We start from the raw sequence: 18,001 nt of genomic DNA, 5'->3' as shown, positions 1-18,001 counted from the left end.
TATGAATAAAACATTACTCATACTACTCTCCTTAATCACTTTCTTTTCTTGTAAAACAGAAAAAACAACTGAGATTATTGTTATTGGTGCTTTACACAATCCTGAGCCTAATTTTAATTCAGAAATTCTATTCAATATATTAGAAGATGTAAAACCTGATTTTATATTACGCGAATTAGATTCTGCTGCATTTACTCCTGATTTTAGACATAAAGTTGATTTAAAAAGCAATGAAGGAATGGCCTCAGAAATGTATGTTGAAAAATACCCAAACACCAAATTAAGACCCTATGAGTTCGAAGGAAGAAATCAATACCGAATTAATATCGGTTCGCGTCCAACAGATAAATTCACCACTAGACTTTTAGATAGTTTAAACAAGGCCGGTTTATTATCTGAATCTCAAGCTAAAATCCATAACAAATACAAAGCACTTATTTTACCTTTAATTGAATTAGCTGCAAAATCTCCTGAAAATTTCAACAATTCTAAAACGGATAGTATTTGTGCAGAAAGACAATATTATCAATATCAGATGTTGAAAAAAATAACAAATAGTAGAGAAGAATTTGCTACACATTTTCACACTAAACCTAATGGAGAAAAAATTAGTTATAGAGATGGATATAAACTAGCTGGTGATTTTTGGGATTTAAGAAACCAGACGATGGCTAAAAATATTATGCGAATTTCTAAACAAAACCAAGGAAAGAGAATTGTTGTTCTATGTGGTTTTATGCACAGATATTATATCTTAAGTGAACTAAAAAGGTTAACACAGAATAAGAATATCGTCTTGAAAGAATACTACGATTTATAAAAATACTTTTTATTTTTTCAGTAGAGAGTTAACAACCAAACAAACACAACACACAAAGCTTTACTAGAAATAGTAAAGCTTTTTTGCTATGTAGTTAAGACAAATAAGAAATCAGCCTACAGTTAAAAGCTCAGATCCACCATATACAACTCATAACCAATCACTTTAGTTAAAACTGTCATTAAAGTCCATAAACGTTAAAAATTTTAACACTTTTTTTTTAGCTAAATATGTTTTTTCTGAACAGGATAAAGAATACATTTGCAATCTATTTTTATTTAATCTAAATAAATGAAGAGAGTATTTTCCCTTATATTAATGCTCATTGCAATTAATATTACCGCTCAGAAATTAGTAAAAGGTAAAGTAATAGATGCCTTTAGTAAAGAACCTTTAATTGGAGTAACCATTGTTAATAAAAACAAAAAAACTGGTGCTTCAACAGATTTAAATGGTGAGTTTAAAATAATAGCTACATCAAAATTGTCATTTAGTTATGTTGGCTATAAGACTAAAACCTTAAACATATCCAACAACAAAAAACCTTTAGTTATACAATTAGAACCTCAGACTGAAATGTTAAATGAGGTTGAAGTAATTGCAAAGAAAAACATTAATGATATTGATTTACGTAAGGCTACAGGAGCTATTTCTACAGTTAAATCGCAAAAAATAATAAACAGACCCACCGTAAATGCCTTACAACCACTACAAGGTCAAGTAGCAGGTTTAACTATAAAAGCTAGTGGTGAGTTAGGTAAACCCTTGAAAATTAGAATTAGAGGAACTTCAACATTACCCATAAAAACACCAACCAATAGTCAATTAACTGATGAGCAGCGTGAATTACTAGACAACAAAGCCAATCAACCTTTGTTTGTATTGGATGGACAAATAATTTCAGCTGATGCTTTTGCTACTTTAAACGTTAATGATATTGAAGAAATAAAAATACTAAAAGACGCTGCTGCTAATGCATTATACGGAGTGAAAGCTTCTAATGGAGTTATAGAAATTACAAGTAAGCGTGGTATTAATGGCAAAACTCAATATGCATTTAATTTCCAACAAGGTGTTACTTTCAAGGGAAAACCTAATAGATCTATGATGGGAACTGAAGAGAAATTAGAGTTTGAGCGTTTATCAAAAAACCAAGCCACACCTGGCTATTATTTATCAGAAGAATATATTAGACAAACATTTAGTGGTAACCCAAATATTAATCAGTTAGTAGCTGAAGGACAGCGAAAACTAGATTCTATAAAAAAAATTAACACAAATTGGTTTAATGAATTAACTCGTGTTAGCACTTATCAATCATACAATATCAGTACACGTGGCGGAAACGAATCTAGTAAGTTTTATGTTTCTGGTAATTTCTCTAAACACGGTGGAAAATTTGATGGAAACGAAATTGATCGATTTACTGGTAGATTAAATTATGAATACAATGTTTCAAAAAACATCTATTCAATGTTTAATGCTGGTTTTGGTATATCTGAAAGCACAACGCCACATGGATCTAACTTCTCTCCTACTAATTTGATTTATGTTTTAAATCCCTATGAACAAAAAAATGCTGGAAAGTTAATTTCTCATAGAGGATATACATTTCAAGAATTAATTAATCAATATACCAGAACATCTAAAGACAGACGTTTTAATTTTTCATCTAACATAACCGCCAAACTATCAAAAAACTTAAACATTGCAACCATTGTTGGTGTTGATTACGTATTAAGTGAAAACCTATCTATAATTCCTCCCGACAATTATTCACAAATAATAAAAGGAGTTCCTGTACATGAACGAGGTGAAGCTAACAAAACTAAAATAGTTAACACTAATTTAAACACTAATACTCGTTTAAATTATGACTTAAATTTTGGTAAACATCATCTTTCTTTTAGTGCCAATATGGATTATTTTAAATCAACCAATGATTTTATAGGTATTAGTGGACATGGTTTACCTAGTAAATTACTTTCAGGTGCAGGTATAAACAATAATTTAACTGGAGCAAATAGAGCTAGAACATCTTCTTCTAAAGTACAAGAAGCCACTTTAGGTTATGGTTTTTCTACTTTGTATGAATGGAATAATAAAATAGACATTTATGGTAGTTATAAAAGAGATGCTTCTTCTCTTTTACCAAGCGACAAACGTTGGAATACATTTTGGGCAACAGGTATTGGCTATACTTTAAGTAATGAATCTTTTTTAAAAGACAATTCTTGGCTAAATAGGTTAAAATTTAGGGCTAGCTATGGTAAAACTGCTAGTTTAGCAGGAATAACACCATCTTTAGCAATACCAACTTTTAGTTACGGAACAGATGCTTATTTAGGAATTCGTGATTTTTCATTGGTAAATTTATTTAATAAAGATTTACGACCAGAAGAAAACACCTCTATAAACTTTGGGGTTGATTTGCGATTATTTGACACTTTTAATTTAACAGCAGAAGTATATCACAGAAGAACAAGAGACATGTTACTTACTGTATCAATACCTCCTTCAAACGGTTTTACACATCAGTTAAAAAACGTCGGAGTTATGGATAACGAAGGGATAGAAATAACTTTAAATACTACTCCTATAAAAAACAGCACTTTTCACTGGAATACTTCTGCTACTTTTTCTTACAACAGAAACAAAGTAATAGATTTATATGACGGCCCTACTCTTAACGTAACCGATAAACAACATGGTTACTTATATCCAGATTATGAAGTAGGAAAATCAACTGATATTATTTACGGTTTAGTATACCTAGGAGTTAACCCAGCAGATGGACATCCTTTATTCCAAAGAAAAGATGGTAGTAGTTTTGATGGCAATACAGAAAGACCCAATAAGGAAGACTTTATTGTAATGGGTAGATCTACCCCTCCTTTTACAGGTGGTTGGTTTCATAACTTAAGTTATAAAAACTGGCAATTAGGAATAGATATTTATTACAACTTTGGTGGTAAAGCAATACATACTAATAGAAGTAAAGTATACAATCAAGAAGATGTACATAAAAACCTTAATGCTGGACAATTACAACATACATGGTTTAATATTGGAGATGTAAATAAAATTTATCCAACATTAAATTTACACACCAATAAGTATAGTGAATTAATTGATTTAGCAAATACACAAAATATTAGTAGTACCGATTTTATTAGACTCAACAACATCATGCTACGCTACAACTTTAACAATCAGACTCTTCAAAAAATAAGTAAAGGGCTTATTAAAAATTGGGGAATGTATACTCAAGTTAGCAATATATACACATGGACAAATTTCGGAGGAGGTGATCCAGAATCTGGGAACTTACAAGGTTCATCACAACCTATATTAACCTTTGGAACCAACATTACTTTTTAAGCTTAAATAAAATTAAAAATGAAAAAATCAATTTACTTATTACTATTAATAGTAAACATAGCATGTAGCTTAGATTTACCTGTTGAAGACCAAATAACCGGTTTGGATGCTATTGACAATACAGCTACAGCAAACGAAAGTTTATCGGGTATTTATAAAGCCTTTCCTAATGAAAGAGTAAATTTTTCAAAATTATCGGACGATTTATATCCAAATCATACTATTGATGATAATTTATCAAGCTTCAATTTATACAAATGGAATTCGCAACAATTAGTTTTTTTATCAAATTCATTATGGACTTCTTATTATAGTGTAAATGCTAAAGCAAACATATTACTTAGTAGAATCCCTTTAATACAGACTTCAGGTACTGATGATTCTAACTTATTAAAATACATTGAAGCACAAGCACTATGTTTAAAAGCATATGCCTATTTTGAACTTATTCAATTGTACTGTACAAACTACAACGCTAACAATTTAGGAATCGTTTTAAAAGACGATATAGCTTCCGCTGAACTTCCAAGAAGCACACAAGAAGACAGTTATTTAGCCGTTGAAAAATTATTATTGAAAGCCATTGATTTATTTCCAGAAGAAAACAGTTCGAATCTGCGTTTTTCAAAAAACAGCGCTAAAGGGTTATTAGCTAAACTATATTTTAACTGGAAAAAATACCAAAAAGCTATTGATTTAAGTACTGAAATAATAACAAACCTTCCTTTAAAAAGTAATGATTTAAACACCGTTTGGTTAGCTCCAAACAACAACAATGAAGCTTTACTAACATTTGATGAAGAAAACTTTTATTACAGTTCTATTTATGACGACACAGAAAACAACGATGAATTTTACGCTAACTTCTCTATAAACTTCGATACAAATGATACTCGTTTAGCTAATACTTTTATTAATGAAGATTTCAGATTAGTTAACAACACTATCATAAAAGTAAATTTTCTAAAAAAATACAGAAATAATGTAGTAGAAAAACTTAACACATCAACAGTTGTACTTAGAACAGCTGAATTATACTATATAAAAGCTCAAAGTTTAGTAGCCTTAAACAAAGAAACTGAAGCTAGAGAAACTATAAATAATCTTTTAACAATTAGAAAAGCACCTCATATTACAAGTTCTGGAATTGCTTTTTTAAATGACCTCTTAAAAGACAAACAAAAGGAATTTATAGGAGAAGGAAATCGTTATTTCGATTTAAAACAACAAGCTTTAGAGTTGCCAAGAGTAAACGAAACTAACAATAATAATTTATTTACTATACAACCTAACGATTATAGATGGTTATTCCCAATCCCACTAAGCGAAATATCAAATAACAAAGCCATTCAAAATCAACAAAACCCGAATTGGTAACATCTTAAAAAATTACAAACACCCTTAAACATAAATATTTTTAATTAAAACAATCATGAAAATTTTAAAATCAATATTCTTAGTACTTGTAGCAAGTATTATTCTAACATCTTGTAGCGATGATGCAATACCTGTTTTTTCAGGAGATGTTAATGTGACCTTAATTAGCAAAGGATCTACAGAAGTAGTAGAAGGAGAAGCTGCTACTTTTACATACGATGTAGTATTAAGCAATGCTTTTAAAGAAGATATTACTATTAACTTTGACTTAGATGAGTTAGCAAACTATCCTACTTTATTAAGTATTGAGCCAGTAACTATTGTTAAAGATCAAACAAAAGGAGTTTTAAAAGTTACAGCCACTAAAAAACCAGATGCTGAAAATGTGCTAGCTGACGATTTAAAATTAACTTTTACAATTAAGGATTACCAAGGTATAACTAATAATATATTATTAGCTGATAGCTACACAATTACTGTAAAAGCTGAGGAAGGGATTACTCCTTTAACTGCAGATCAACAAGCTTTAATTAAGCATTACAAATCACAAGGAATCGATCTTTCTATGTGGATTGGTAAAATTCCTGTACAGGTAGAAGTAGTTACAGCTCCAAATGGTTCTTTTGTTCCTTTTGAAACATCACAAACATTAAATTATACTGGTGTAACTCATATTACTTTAAGTGAAAACGCTACTAAAGACAAGCCTTTATTAGTAATGACCAAAAATGCTTTTGGTTTATCTGAATATTTACAATATGTATTTAGACATGAAACAATTTTAAACACTGAATACTGGAATAATTCAGGATTACCTGCATCTTCTGGAGTTTTAAAAGCTTTAGGTGATGAAAAAGTAAACAAGTGGAAAAATAAAGAATATGATTTTAATGTAAAAGTAGACGACTTAGAGTTTAAATCAGACGGAAAAGTAGATTATGTTCGTGAAAATAATACTTATGATATTTATGCAAACTTTACAGATCCTAATAGAACCAAAGATTTAGCTGCTGTTGATTTCCAATACGAATTTCCTTTATGGGATGAGTTATTAGCATTAGCAAATGGAAATGCTACATTAACTGAACACATAACAACTGGTGGTTCTGTATACCCTAACAGCTACATTGGTTATAGTACAATTATATCTGATGATTGGGGAGAAGGAGATTGGGTTGCTCCTACTAGTTCATATAATGCAACAGAAATGAACTTTAAATTTAATACAGATCATACAAACTCTGGATCTTATGATATTGTAACTGTTAAGTTTACACAACCTAACTAATAATACATAATAACAAACAATTATTTTCTTAGATGAACACTTCAAATCAATTAACCAAACTGCTACTTTTATTCATAGAAGTGTTCATCTTCTTATACCTTACTAGTATAAAAACGCACGCTTTCCAACAACAGGAAAGCGTGCTACTTTCTAACAAGTTAAAAAATGGAATGGAATATACCATTCAAAAAAACAAAAGTTCCAATGAAACGCTATTCTATTTTTTAGTAAAAACAGGTTCTATTAATGAATCTGACGAACAATTAGGTTACGCTCATTTTTTAGAACATATGGCTTTCAATGGAGGAAAGCGTTTTAAAAACGATTCTTTTGTTCAGTATTTAAAATCACAAGGACTACAAATAGGTGTAAATTTTAATGCTACAACAAATTATAATTACACACTATATGAAATTAATTTCCCTAAAACTATTTCAGAAACCACTCTTAAAAAAGTACTTTACTTTTTTGCAGACATCTTAAGTGATTTATCTTTAAGTGAAAAAGATATTCAAACACAACAAAAAATTGTTTTAGCTGAGAAAGAAGCTGCCGCTAAAGCTGACTCTTTATTTTTTTTTAAGCTCGGAAAATCTAGATATCTAAATAGATTAGCCATTGGGACTACAAAAAGCATACAAGGAATTACTTCAAAAAAACTACAGGAGTTCTATAAAAAATGGTACCAACCTCACGCTGCTAGATTACTTATTATTGGCGATATAAATCTATCAATTAATAAATCAAAAAAAATAATAGAAAATACATTCTCTCTTATTAAAAACACAAATAAAAGTTCTGTTTCTAAAAACTTTTTTCAAGACTTAAACAACACTATAGTTATAAGTCAATTCAAAAAAAACAAACAGCCTAAACTCATTCTAAACTTAGCTGAAAAACATAGCCCTACCTCAAAAAAAGAAAGAAAAATAAACAGCATTATAAGTAACGTCCTTTCAAAACGATTAGATACTATTCTTTCACCAAAAACAAACCCTATTGTTCGTAGTAATTACTTTTTGGGAGATGTACGCTATACTTCGGTTGAATCTAATTTAACATCAAACCCTTCAACCACATTAACTAAAATATTTACTGAATTAAAACGATTAGCCCTTTTTGGTATTTCTAACAATGAATTAAAAAATCATCTTAAAGAGAATACACAAAAAAACAACTCTAAGAGTAATCTCTTCCATGCTAACCAATGGCTAGATTTTCAATTAGGCATTAAAAAGAAATCTACAAATTCAACTAAAAAAATTAGCTCCTCTTCTATAAAAAAAGCAGCTAAAAAGTTATGGAAAAACTCTATTAAAAGAGTTTACATTATAGATTCTTTACATTCTAAAAACAATATTAACTCTAAAAACTTAGAGAGTATTATACGAGAAGTAAATCGAAAAAAACTAAACGATTATCATTATAAAACTCCTATTAAGAAAATTGAAAAAAAGGAAAAAACTCCTGTTTTAACAACTGAGAAATTAACTCCAAAGCACCCTATAATTAAAAAAGAACATAAAAACTTAGGAATTGTAGAAGTCGAATATAAAAATGGTATAAAAGTATTCTTAAAACCTACAAACTCAACCGATGAAATTCGCATTCTTGGATATGCTAATGGAGGAACATCAAATATTCCAGATACTCTTTATTACCAATTAGAATCTACAGTTTCATATATAGAATTAGGTGGTATTGGAAATTTAAATTATGAAAATCTAGAAAAATTTCTAGAAAACAAAAACATGGGAACTTCTCAAATTGTTTCAGAAGATAGTCGTGCTATTTATGGTTTCTCTTCACAAAAAGATATTCCTGATTTTTTTAAATTTTTATATTTAAAAATGACAGCTGCTCGTGTTAACGAAAAAGAATTTAAATCAATAGTTTCTGATGAAATTAAAAGTTTGTCTCCAACATACGAAAGTCCTTTTGCAATAAAATCTGACTTTAAAATAGCGGAACTCTCAGGTACTTATTACCCCAATAGAAAAAGTGCCAATTCTGGAGAAGAATTTAAAAAGTTAGATTTAAATCAAATGAAAGATTGGTATAACACATGCTTTTCTTTTGCTAATGATTGGCAATTTATTGTAACAGGAAACTTTAAAAATGAAGAAATACTCCCTTTAGTTAACACTTATTTTGGTAATCTAAAAAGAAACTCTAATCCAATAAAAAACAAACCTTTATTCAATCTTAAAGTTATTGATAGTACTTATACTTACAACAAAAAGAGTACAACTATTAATACAGATAATACACAAATTTATTACTTGCCTTATAAAGCCAATCTTAAAAATAGTTTACTTCTTTCTTTAAGCGAACGCATGCTTCGCGATAAGATTACGTTATTATTAAGAGAAAGCTTAGGTTTTGTATACACACCACTTATAAGTATTGAAAAAGATATTTTAAACAAACAAGCCATCTTAAAAATAAACTGGCAGTGTAAACCTTCTGTTCTTAAACGTTCTAAAAAGAAACTAAAAGAATTATTATCTAATATTGTAAATACTACACTTTCTGAACAAGATTTTAACAGTTATAAACAACAATTATATTTACAGTACAACTCTATTATAAATAGCACTAGTACTCATACTTGGGCATTCAGTTTACATAAAAGCTTATCGAACAAGGTTTCAGTAAATGAACTGAACAACTACAAAAAAACTTTACAGGATATTACTATTAAAGACTTACAGAACTTTTTAAAATCTAACTTTAAAGAATCTAAAAAAAATACTGTTCAAGTTGTAAATCAACAACCATAAAAAGTTACTTTTCAAGGTTCACTATATAAAAATAAGATCTTCTATTTTTTTGATGTTCTTCTTCCGTACATTTATTTTGATTTAAATCATCACAATTGTTTAATAACTGTTCTTCTCCATAACCAATGGCACTTTCTATTCTTTCTTCTGAAATACCTCTTGAAATAATATAGTTTTTTGTAGAAATCGCTCTTCTTTTTGATAATTGCTTGTTATACTTTTTTGTTCCTCTACTATCGGTATGAGATTCTATTTTGATAATCATTTCTGGATTATTTTTCATAACTGAAACAATGTGTTCTAACTCATACTCTGCATCTTCTCGAATATTATACAAATCAAAATCAAAGTATATGGGGTTAATTACTATTTGATCTTCCACTATTAACGATTCTAATTGTAAATTAGTTATAATTGATTTATTGTTAACATCAAGTGTTTGCACTTCTTTTTGGTCATTTCTATAATCTTCTTTTGAGGCTATAACAACAAACTTTTTCTCACAATCTATTTCATCAAAAATATAACTTCCATCTTCATTTGTTCTTTCTGATTTTAAAACATTTCCTTTCTCATCAATCAGTTTTACCGTAGCATTTTCAATAGGTTCATTTGTACCTACCGCTGTTACAACTCCTTTGATACTTTCTTTACAGTTATAAATCATATAACTATAAATATCATCATCTCCTTTTCCTCCTTTTCTATTTGAAGAAAAGAAACCACTTGTTTTTTCATCATTTATTACAAATGCAAAATCATCCAAACTTCCATTTACAGGAGCTCCTAAATTAACTGGTTTTGAAAAAGAATCATCCTGACTCCTTGATTCAAAAACATCTAAAGCTCCCAATCCTAAATGACCATCAGATGAAAAATATAATGTTCCATCCATTCCTACATATGGAAACATTTCTCTTCCCTCTGTATTTATTGTATTACCTAAATTTTCTGGTTTACTATAACTGTCATTACCTAAAATATTAACTTTATAAATATCTGTAGCTCCAATTCCTCCAGGCATATCAGAAACAAAATATAATATTTTCTCATCCGGACTTAAAGCTGGATGCCCACACGAAAATCCATCTGCATTAAATGGTAATTCTTTTACATTCTTCCATTCCCCTCCTATATCCTCAGCCTTGAATATTTTTAAATGCGTTACACTGTTTTTATCCCCTTTTAATTTATCATCATTATAATTATCTCTAGTAAAATACATTGTTTTTCCATCTCTAGTAATAATTACATTAGATTCATGATAACGAGTGTTAATCGATTTCAACTTCTTTACACCTGACACATCTATCAATTCACTTTCATCATTGAATGTTTCTTCTGCTTCGTAAATATTTAAAAAAGGTTGATTATTCCATTTATATAAGTTTTTATCAAACTTAGTTCCTTGAGGTTTTGTAGATGCGAAGTACAATTTATTATTAAAAATAAATCCTCCAAAATCGGAATACGCTGTATTTGATGATAGGTTATTAATATTTACAAACGTTTTTTTCTTCTTTGAATAATTCACAAAGTAATCTTTATTATTCTCCAAAGCTATAGCCCTACTATCAGTACTCTTTACTTTTTTTAGTTTTCTCAGCCAAATATCAGATTCTTTAATTTTTCCATTACTTTTTAAAACCTGTGCATATCTAAAAATGTATTCTGGTAAAACAATCGCTTCATGTTTTTTCATCAATAAAGCATACCATTTTTCTGCTTCTATTGATTCTGTATTGAAATAATAAGCATCTCCCAACCTACTTATTACCGCCATTGAAGTATCTCCTTTTTGATATATTGACTCATACAATTCAGCAGCTTTTTTATATGCATATTCCTTAAAATATCTATTGGCTGCGTATTTTCTTTGAGAGTATCCTAAAACCGTGTTTAGTAAAATTACTATGAATATAATTTTTTTCATTTTTTAAGCTTTAAAAGAATCTTGGTGATTTCAATACGTTTGGTTTAAAAATCTCATAACGCAACATCAGTTCATAAGTACCTGAATTATAATTACTGTAATTAGTAGTTGTTAAATCGTAAGCAAATCCGATGTGTAATCCTTTTGATGCTTGTAGTCCTAATAAAGCACTAATAGAATCGTCCCATCTCCATGCCAGTCCTACTCTGAATTTTTCATTAAACAAAACATTTGCAGATACATCAATTGAAATCGGAGCTCCATTCACCACTTTAGCTAAAGCCGCAGGTTTAAATTTTATACGTTCGCTTAAATCAAAAACATATCCCCCTATTAAAAAGAAATGTAATCGTTCTTCAGCTTCGTCTCCTCCATTAAAAGTATCATCGTAATGAGTAGTTCTTAAAATATTTGGAACTGCTACCCCCATATACCACTTAGGTTTATGATAATAAATACCCGCTCCTATAGTGGGTAAAAATTTATTCACGTTACTTTCAAATAAAATATCAGGGTTTTCAGAAATTCCTTTCGACCAATCAATATTCAAATGTCTTCCACCTAATTTTAATCCAAAAGCTAAATTTCCTTCATCACTAGTTCTTACTGTATAAGAAACATTAACATCCAAATAAATTTCACTAGAGGGTCCTATATTATCATTAGTTAGATTCACCCCTAACCCTACTCCTGAATATCCTAATGGTGTATCATAACTCAACGTTTGTGTATCAGGAGCTCCATCAACTCCTACCCATTGCGTTCTACCTAAAGCGGTAATAGTTGTATGTCCTCTTGACCCAACATAAGCTGGATTTACACTCATTGTATTATACATATATTGTGTATACTGAGGATCTTGCTGGGAATACACTTCAAGAGTCAGTAATAAGAAAATTATAGTTATTATTTTAAAATGTGAATTATTCATATCTTTTTCTATTCAAATTATTTTTACCTGTTAATGTACAACCAGCCTACAATTGGTTTTTCGTTATTCCCTAGGTCTAGTACATAGTAATAAGTTCCTACTGGTAGTTTAACATCCTTTTCTACAGTTGCTCTTCCATTGGAAGTACCATCCCAAGTATTATCATAACCTTTCTTTTTATAAACCAAATTTCCCCATCTATTAAAAATTTCTAGAGTGTTATTTGGATACTTTTCAATACAATTTATTTTAAACTTACTATTGACTGTATCATCATCATTAGGTGAAAACTCATTAAACACCGTTAAACAAATAGGGCTAACACTGGCTGATGAAGAATTATTTGAAGAATCACTATCAAATTGATCTAAATTAGATACATTAACTATATTCAAATAGTCTCCTGAAGATTTCACTTTTACAGTTAAATACAATTTGATTGTTTCATTTGGATTAAGCGTAGGTATTTGCCACAGTCCAACTATATCGTCGTAAACTCCAGAACTAGTTGTATAAGAAACAAACTCATATCCATCTGGCAACACTTCTTCTATCTCAATATTGGTTGCAATACCTGGACCGTTATTGGCTAAAGTAATAGTAAACATAACATTAGTATTAGCTCTAGGCTCAAGATTATCTACTTCTTTTGTTAAAGCCAAATCTACACCTTGCAATAAGATCCCCACACTACCTTCATCGTCTTCACTTTGATCTCCATCATCATTATTCACCTCACTATCAACATCATATTGATCACTTTTAATTACTTGCGCTATATTTTTATATTCATCTACAACTCCTGTTGGAGCCTTTATTATAGCATCATATGTTAATTGCAATCCTGAACTAGTTACCGTCAGATTAGACCAAGTAATTTTATTTCCTATTAAAATTCCTCCATTTGTAATCGAAGTTATATTCTCATAACCAACTGGTAAAACATCTTCTACACTTACACCTGTTGCTGTATTAGCACCTGAATTATTTAAATCAATTGTAAAAGTGACTATATCACCAACATTTGGCGTTGAGTTACTAATAGTTTTTTGCAAACTTAAATCAACTACCTGAGGAACAATGACAATACTATCTTCGTCATCTTCACTTTGATCCCCATCATCATTATTTACATTACTATCTATATCTCCACTATCACTTGCAGTAATCTGAGCTACATTTTTATACTCATTTGCCACTCCTGTAGGAGCCTTAACAGTCGCTTTATATGTTAATTTAATTCCTGAAGTGTTTATTATCAAACCATTCCAAGTAATTTTACCTCCATTTAAAACACCTCCATTACTTATCTGTGTTACATTCTCATAGCCAGAAGGCAAAATATCTTCTACACTAACATCACTTGCTACACTAGGTCCTTGATTATTTATTTCTAAAGTAAATGTAACAATGTCACCTACATTTGGAGTTAAGTTATCAACTGTTTTAATCAAGTTCAAATCAGCACACTTTCCAACAACAACTATTGATTTACTACTAGTAACACTAGTACATCCTGTTCCTACATTGCTAACTACCACTTGATAATATAAAGTTCCTTCGGTTGAAGTTACTGGACTATAACTCGCAGTTGCACCTCCTGTTCCACTGGTTACATCACTATAAGGCCCTGCTAAACTTGTTGCTGATTGCCATTGATAACTCAAACTTCCTACTCCGCCACTAGCTGCTACACTTAGAGTTACTGCGCCATCTTTACAAACAGTTGTATTTGCTGCTGGCTCAGTATCAATGGTTGGTAATGCATTTACTGTCACTGTTGATTTACTACTGGTAACACTAGTACATCCTATTCCTGCATTGCTAACTACCACTTGATAATATAAAGTTCCTTCGGTTGAAGTTACTGGACTATAACTCGCAGTTGTACCTCCTGTTCCACTAGTTACATCACTATAAGGCCCTGCTAAACTTGTTGCAGACTGCCATTGATAAGTTAAACTTCCTACCCCACCACTCGCTGCTACGCTTAGAGTCACGGTCCCGTCTTTACAAACAGTCGTGCTCGCTGCTGGCTGAGTATCGATGGTTGGAACTTGGTTAACTATAACTGTTGATTTATTACTGGTAACACTAGTACAACCTGTTCCTGCATTACTAACTACCACTTGATAATATAAAGTTCCTTCGGTTGAAGTTACTGGACTATAACTCGCAGTTGCACCTCCTGTTCCACTGGTTACATCACTATAAGGCCCTGCTAAACTTGTTGCTGATTGCCATTGATAAGTTAAACTTCCTACCCCACCACTCGCTGCTACATTTAGAGTTACTGCTCCGTCTTTACAAACAGTCGTGCTCGCTGCTGGCTCAGTATCTATGGTTGGAACTTCGTTAACTATCACTGTTGATTTACTACTGGTAACACTAGTACATCCTGTTCCTGCATTGCTAACCACTACTTGATAATATAAAGTTCCTTCGGTTGAAGTTACTGGGCTATAACTCGCAGTTGTACCTCCTGTTCCACTAGTTACATCACTATAAGGCCCTGCTAAACTTGTTGCAGACTGCCATTGATAAGTTAAACTTCCTACCCCACCACTCGCTGCTACGCTTAGAATTACTGCTCCGTCTTTACAAACAGTCGTACTTCCCATTGGTTGGCTATTTATGGTTGGAACTTCGTTAACTATCACTGTTGATTTACTACTGGTAACACTGGTACATCCTGTTCCTGCATTACTAACTACCACTTGATAATATAAAGTTCCTTCGGTTGAAGTTACTGGACTATAACTCGCTGTTGTACCCCCTGTCCCACTGGTTACATCACTATAAGGCCCTGCTAAACTTGTTGCTGATTGCCATTGATAGGTTAAACTTCCTACGCCTCCACTGGCTGCAACATTTAAAGTCACTGCGCCATCTTTACAAACGGTCGTACTTGCCGCTGGCTCAGTATCGATGGTTGGTAATGCATTTACTGTTACTGTTGATTTACTACTGGTAACACTGGTACAGCCTGTTCCTGCATTGCTAACTACTACTTGATAATATAAAGTTCCTTCTGTTGAAGTTACTGGACTATAATTGGCTGTTGTACCTCCTGTTCCACTGGTTACATCACTATAAGGTCCTGCTAAACTTGTTGCTGATTGCCATTGATAAGTTAAACTTCCTACACTACCACTGGCAACGACATTTAAAGTCACTGCTCCTTCTTTACAAACTGTCGTGCTGGCTGCTGGCTCAGTATCTATGGTTGGAACTTGGTTAACTATAACTGTTGATTTACTACTGGTAACACTGGTACATCCTATTCCTGCATTGCTTATCACTACTTGATAATATAAAGTTCCTTCGGTTGAAGTTACTGGACTATAACTCGCTGTTGTACCTCCTGTTCCACTGGTTACATCACTATAAGGTCCTGCTAAACTTGTTGCTGATTGCCATTGATAGCTCAAACTTCCTACTCCACCAGTGGCTGCCACATTTAGAGTCACTGCGCCGTCTTTACAAACAGTCGTGCTCGCTGCTGGCTCAGTATCTATGGTTGGAACTTCGTTAACTATAACTGTTGATTTATTACTGGTAACACTAGTACAACCTATTCCTGCATTGCTAACTACCACTTGATAATATAAAGTTCCTTCGGTTGAAGTTACTGGACTATAACTCGCTGTTGTACCTCCTGTTCCACTGGTTACATCACTATAAGGTCCTGCTAAACTTGTTGCTGATTGCCATTGATAACTCAAACTTCCTACGCCACCACTAGCTGCAACATTTAGAGTTACTGCTCCGTCTTTACAAACGGTCGTGCTCGCGGCTGGCTGAGTATCGATGGTTGGTAACGCATTTACTGTTACTGTTGATTTACTACTGGTAATACTGGCACAGCCTGTTCCTGCATTACTAACTACTACTTGATAATATAAAGTTCCTTCGGTTGAAGTTACTGGACTATAACTCGCAGTTGTACCTCCTGTTCCACTAGTTACATCACTATAAGGTCCTGCTAAACTTGTTGCTGATTGCCATTGATAACTCAAACTCCCTACGCCACCACTCGCTGCTACATTTAGAGTCACTGCGCCGTCTTTACAAACTATCGTACTTGCTACTGGCTGAGTATCGATGGTTGGAACTTGGTTAACTATAACTGTTGATTTATTACTGGTAACACTAGTACATCCTGTTCCTGCATTACTAACTACTACTTGATAATATAAAGTTCCTTCGGTTGAAGTTACTGGACTATAACTCGCCGTTGTACCTCCTGTTCCACTGGTTACATCACTATAAGGCCCTGCTAAACTTGTTGCTGATTGCCATTGATAACTCAAACTTCCTACCCCACCTCTTGCCATCACACTTAAAGTCACGATCCCGTCTTTACAAACAGTCGTGCTTGCAGCTGGCTCAGTATCGATGGTAGGTAATGCATTTACTGTTACTGCTGATTTACTACTGGTAACACTGGTACATCCTGTTCCTGCATTTCTAACTACCACTTGATAATATAAAGTTCCTTCGGTTGAAGTTACTGGACTATAACTCGCAGTTGCACCTCCTGTTCCACTGGTTACATCACTATAAGGTCCTGCTAAACTTGTTGCTGATTGCCATTGATAAGTTAAACTTCCTACTCCACCACTGGCTGCAACATTTAGAGTCACGGTCCCATCTTTACAAACAGTCGTGCTCGCTGCTGGCTCAGTATCTATGGTTGGAACTTGGTTAACTATAACTGTTGATTTATTACTGGTAACACTAGTACAACCTATTCCTGCATTGCTAACTACCACTTGATAATATAAAGTTCCTTCGGTTGAAGTTACTGGACTATAACTCGCCGTTGTACCTCCTGTTCCACTAGTTACATCACTATAAGGTCCTGCTAAACTTGTTGCAGACTGCCATTGATAACTCAAACTTCCTACGCCACCACTAGCTGCAACATTTAGAGTTACTGCGCCGTCTTTACAAACGGTCGTGCTCGCTGCTGGCTGAGTATCGATGGTTGGAACTTGGTTAACTATAACTGTTGATTTACTACTGGTTACACTAGTACATCCTATTCCTGCATTGCTAACTACCACTTGATAATATAAAGTTCCTTCGGTTGAAGTTACTGGACTATAACTCGCTGTTGTACCTCCTGTTCCACTAGTTACATCACTATAGGGTCCCGCTAAACTTGTTGCTGATTGCCATTGATAGGTTAAACTTCCTACGCCACCACTAGCTGCAACATTTAGAGTTACTGCTCCGTCTTTACAAACAGTCGTACTTGCTGCTGGCTCAGTATCGATGGTTGGAACTTGGTTAACTATAACTGCTGATTTACTACTGGTTACACTAGTACATCCTGTTCCTGCATTGCTAACTACTACTTGATAATATAAAGTTCCTTCGGTTGAAGTTACTGGACTATAACTCGCTGTTGTACCTCCTGTTCCACTAGTTACATCACTATAGGGTCCCGCTAAACTTGTTGCTGATTGCCATTGATAGGTTA

At 32.4% G+C, this 18,001-nt stretch carries 8 protein-coding genes; 5 read left to right on the top strand and 3 right to left on the bottom strand.

The annotated features are described in order from the left end of the window. Position 1 precedes the first annotated feature (1 nt). The 5 genes from MHN29_RS00040 to MHN29_RS00020 all read left to right on the top strand — a co-directional run bounded on the left by MHN29_RS00040 (position 2) and on the right by MHN29_RS00020 (position 9,649). Positions 2-820: a hypothetical protein gene (locus MHN29_RS00040; protein WP_235273646.1), complete on the top strand. Its 819-nt coding sequence runs from the start codon at positions 2-4 to the stop codon at positions 818-820. Between the two features lie 291 nt (positions 821-1,111). Beyond that, entirely contained in the window at positions 1,112-4,201 is a 3,090-nt protein-coding gene (locus MHN29_RS00035; protein ID WP_235273647.1) for a SusC/RagA family TonB-linked outer membrane protein, read from the top strand. An 18-nt stretch (positions 4,202-4,219) separates the two neighbouring features. Beyond that, the gene (locus MHN29_RS00030; RefSeq protein ID WP_235273648.1) at positions 4,220-5,578 is read left to right on the top strand and encodes a RagB/SusD family nutrient uptake outer membrane protein; all 1,359 of its coding nucleotides are present in this window, start codon (positions 4,220-4,222) and stop codon (positions 5,576-5,578) included. 55 nt (positions 5,579-5,633) lie between these two features. Next, entirely contained in the window at positions 5,634-6,866 is a 1,233-nt protein-coding gene (locus MHN29_RS00025; RefSeq protein ID WP_235273649.1) for a DUF4929 family protein, read from the top strand. Positions 6,867-6,898: 32 nt separating this feature from the next. Further along, positions 6,899-9,649: a pitrilysin family protein gene (locus tag MHN29_RS00020; protein ID WP_235273650.1), complete on the top strand. Its 2,751-nt coding sequence runs from the start codon at positions 6,899-6,901 to the stop codon at positions 9,647-9,649. Positions 9,650-9,653: 4 nt separating this feature from the next. Here MHN29_RS00020 and MHN29_RS00015 read toward each other — a convergent pair whose 3' ends face one another. The 3 genes from MHN29_RS00015 to MHN29_RS00005 form a co-directional block, all read right to left on the bottom strand. Next, on the bottom strand, positions 9,654-11,582 hold the full coding sequence (locus tag MHN29_RS00015) for an OmpA family protein (RefSeq protein WP_235273651.1): 1,929 nt from the start codon (positions 11,580-11,582) through the stop codon (positions 9,654-9,656). A gap of 10 nt (positions 11,583-11,592) precedes the next feature. Continuing rightward, positions 11,593-12,513 (bottom strand): type IX secretion system membrane protein PorP/SprF, encoded by a 921-nt coding sequence (locus tag MHN29_RS00010; RefSeq protein ID WP_235273652.1) that lies wholly within the window; start codon positions 12,511-12,513, stop codon positions 11,593-11,595. Between the two features lie 23 nt (positions 12,514-12,536). Next, on the bottom strand, positions 12,537-18,001 hold a 5,465-nt coding region (locus MHN29_RS00005), incomplete at its 5' end, for a gliding motility-associated C-terminal domain-containing protein (protein ID WP_239176060.1).

It is taken from the genome of Tenacibaculum sp. Cn5-46, from assembly GCF_022347705.1.
In the GTDB taxonomy this organism is placed as follows: Bacteria; Bacteroidota; Bacteroidia; order Flavobacteriales; family Flavobacteriaceae; genus Polaribacter; species Polaribacter aiptasiae.
This window is presented reverse-complemented; position numbering and strand designations above follow the sequence as displayed.

Excerpts from the sequence above, each read along its gene's own strand:
- MHN29_RS00025 (WP_235273649.1), top strand. The coding sequence starts at position 5,634 with ATGAAAATTTTAAAATCAATATTCTTAGTACTTGTAGCAAGTATTATT.
- MHN29_RS00030 (WP_235273648.1), top strand. The coding sequence starts at position 4,220 with ATGAAAAAATCAATTTACTTATTACTATTAATAGTAAACATAGCATGT.
- MHN29_RS00020 (WP_235273650.1), top strand. The coding sequence starts at position 6,899 with ATGAACACTTCAAATCAATTAACCAAACTGCTACTTTTATTCATAGAA.
- MHN29_RS00040 (WP_235273646.1), top strand. The coding sequence starts at position 2 with ATGAATAAAACATTACTCATACTACTCTCCTTAATCACTTTCTTTTCT.
- MHN29_RS00035 (WP_235273647.1), top strand. The coding sequence starts at position 1,112 with ATGAAGAGAGTATTTTCCCTTATATTAATGCTCATTGCAATTAATATT.
- MHN29_RS00010 (WP_235273652.1), bottom strand. The coding sequence starts at position 12,513 with ATGAATAATTCACATTTTAAAATAATAACTATAATTTTCTTATTACTG.
- MHN29_RS00015 (WP_235273651.1), bottom strand. The coding sequence starts at position 11,582 with ATGAAAAAAATTATATTCATAGTAATTTTACTAAACACGGTTTTAGGA.